General features: G+C 41.2%; 4 protein-coding genes. All 4 read right to left on the reverse strand.

Annotation, left to right across the window (positions count from 1 at the left end; genetic code table 11):
• Positions 1-144: 144 nt before the first annotated feature.
• On the reverse strand, positions 145-432 hold the full coding sequence (locus KDK17_RS00450; protein WP_257275640.1) for a DNA-binding transcriptional regulator: 288 nt from the start codon (positions 430-432) through the stop codon (positions 145-147).
• Positions 425-736, reverse strand: coding sequence for a type II toxin-antitoxin system RelE/ParE family toxin (locus KDK17_RS00455; RefSeq protein ID WP_257282030.1), 312 nt, complete (start codon positions 734-736; stop codon positions 425-427). Before KDK17_RS00455 ends, KDK17_RS00450 begins: the two co-directional genes overlap by 8 nt.
• A gap of 144 nt (positions 737-880) precedes the next feature.
• Positions 881-1,294: a hypothetical protein gene (locus KDK17_RS00460; protein WP_257282029.1), complete on the reverse strand. Its 414-nt coding sequence runs from the start codon at positions 1,292-1,294 to the stop codon at positions 881-883.
• A gap of 92 nt (positions 1,295-1,386) precedes the next feature.
• The coding region (locus tag KDK17_RS00465) for a hypothetical protein (protein ID WP_257287097.1) at positions 1,387-1,736 on the reverse strand (350 nt) is incomplete at its 5' end.

The raw sequence follows: 1,736 nt of genomic DNA on the forward strand, positions 1-1,736 counted from the left end.
AACTTTGAGTTGATCGATCCTAGTGCGATTTCTTCCATATCTATACAGTTAACGCCAAGTTAAGCGGCGGCGCATCTAGCGCCGTCCGGTGGAAGGGCGAAGCCCTGGAACGAACTTGAACTTTTTGTTATGCCTTTGCTGAGATTATCGCAGCTCTTGGAAGACTTCCGGGCACTGCTCTGCGATTCGCAAGAGGGCTTTTGCTGGACCTTGTGGACTTCGGCGACCTTGTTCCCAGTCTTGTATGGTTCTGATGCTAACGCCCATAAAACCAGCAAACGCTGATTGTGACAATTTTAGCTTTTTTCTAATCTCTTTAGCCGGAGATGGCTCTGAAAGAATAGATGTTTTCAATTCTTTTTCGCCTGACTTGAAGGCTTTTATCTCTTCTATACCATCAAGAATTTCCTGGCCTATATCTCTATCACGCATTTTCGATAGCCTCCGCAATTTTCTTCAGAATGTGACCGGGAACAGTGGCTTGCTCAGATTTGCTATAAATCGTTAACATCCAAATTTCATGGTCACTCTTCTTCCAGTAGTAAATTACCCGAACACCACCGCTTTTACCCTTACCTTCAGGTGCCCACCTTACTTTTCGTACACCACCACTACCACGAACAATATCACCAGATTCAGGCTTTTCCTGTAGGTGCCATTGCAACATCCTATACTCATCATCCGATAAATATTCAGATAGCAACTTGGTGAACTTGCTTGTTTCAATAAATATCATGAGTTAAAGTATACGGCATTGCCGTACTTTGTCAAATTTTCATATCTTCTTGAATTTCTTTAAGTTTGTACATGAGGCATAACGCCAAGATAAGCCGCGCAGCAACAGGCTGCGTCGGGTGGAGGGCGAAGCCTGGAACGTACTTTAGCGCCTTGTTATGTTTCGGTTGGTGTAGCCTTTGGTGATATCACTTTGTAATGCTCGAATTACAAATATTAATGGAACAAGATAGAACAAATAGCCTATGGCAAGAGAATACACAAAGCTGAAATCAAATGATTTATCAACGTAAAAAATAGCCATTAATATCAGAATTAAAAACGATAATCTGACAAGCAACTTTCGCATTAATTCTGAGCCTTTGAGTAATCCATAGCCGCCAACGATAAGCATTAATGCTATAAAGATCTGCATTAACACTGGCCAAATAATTGATATCGCTAGATCGCCAGATTCTCTGACCATTAAATTTCCAGCACCGCTGAGTACACTTAAGCTCCCTATAATCATGAAAAACCAGCTTACAACATGTACTCTTGTAGGTATTTCGTTACTCATAACATATCCTAGAAACATAACGCCTTTAGCAACGGCAGCCGAAGCGAAGCTTTGGCTGTCCAGCCCCGTAGGGGCGAGGTTGCCTAAACTTGTTAACTGTTGCCGAATGTACCGAGTAACCTATTTTTGTTTGTTTCGGATATTTCACAGAAATAAACCCCCATTGATAAGAAGTCGAAATAGATTGGCATTAGGCGAAGTTTTTGAAGCCCCGGAACATATGGCTTGAATGCCATTTTAAGTTTAAGCCTGCCTCTTTTTATTACTAGTTCTTGCTCTGTGCTCTTTAATACTTTGATTTCAGATACAGGAGCATCGAGAAAGAAATTGATCTGCTGCCCCAATATTGGCGATATTTTATAGTATTGCTCTCCATTCTTTTCATAGAACTTTGAGTTGATCGATCCTAGTGCGATTTCTTCCATATCTATACAGTTAACGC

It is taken from the genome of Endozoicomonas sp. SESOKO2, assembly GCF_024606245.1.
In the GTDB taxonomy this organism is placed as follows: domain Bacteria; phylum Pseudomonadota; class Gammaproteobacteria; order Pseudomonadales; family Endozoicomonadaceae; genus Endozoicomonas_A.

What these genes read in the sequence shown, in the direction of transcription:
- KDK17_RS00450 (WP_257275640.1), bottom strand. Translation starts at nt 432, where the DNA reads ATGCGTGATAGAGATATAGGCCAGGAAATTCTTGATGGTATAGAAGAG.
- KDK17_RS00455 (WP_257282030.1), bottom strand. Translation starts at nt 736, where the DNA reads ATGATATTTATTGAAACAAGCAAGTTCACCAAGTTGCTATCTGAATAT.
- KDK17_RS00460 (WP_257282029.1), bottom strand. Translation starts at nt 1,294, where the DNA reads ATGAGTAACGAAATACCTACAAGAGTACATGTTGTAAGCTGGTTTTTC.